Below are 524 nucleotides of genomic sequence, written 5' to 3'. Positions count from 1 at the left end.
GGGTGCTGCCCGGCCCGCACCGGCCCGGCGAACTGGCACGGGCCCTGGCCGCCGCCCTGGCCTCCGGCCGCGGCGCGGTCGCCGTACTGCCCGACGGGCGGGCCGCGGCCCGGGTGGACGCCGCCCTCACCGCCCTGGTCGGCGACGGCCGGCACGTCCTGCTGACCGCCGACGCCGGAGCCGAGGCACGCTACCGCCGCTGGCTGGCGGTCAACCGCGGGCAGGTGCGCTGCGTCGTGGGCACCCGCGCCGCGATGTTCGCGCCCGTGCGCGACCTGGGGCTGGTCGCGATCTGGGACGACGGGGACTCCAGCCACCGCGACCCCCGCGAACCGATGCCGCACGCCCGCGAGGTGCTGCTGCTGCGCGCCGCCCGCGACGGATGCGGCTTCCTGCTGGGCGCGCACGGCAGCACCGTGGAGGCCGCCCAGCTCCTCGAGACCGGCTGGGCCCGCCCGCTGGCCGCCGACCGCGACGCGGTACGGGCGGGCGCCCCCCTGGTCCGCACCGTCGGCGACGGCGAC

The 524-nt window shown here is 80.5% G+C and carries 1 pseudogene; it reads left to right on the top strand.

The annotated features are described in order from the left end of the window. Window positions 1-524, top strand: a pseudogene (locus ACLIYP_RS30770) (primosome assembly protein PriA); the annotation flags it as partial.

It is taken from the genome of Streptomyces nanhaiensis, from assembly GCF_046614825.1.
Taxonomy (GTDB): domain Bacteria; phylum Actinomycetota; class Actinomycetes; order Streptomycetales; family Streptomycetaceae; genus Streptomyces; species Streptomyces radiopugnans.
This window is presented reverse-complemented; position numbering and strand designations above follow the sequence as displayed.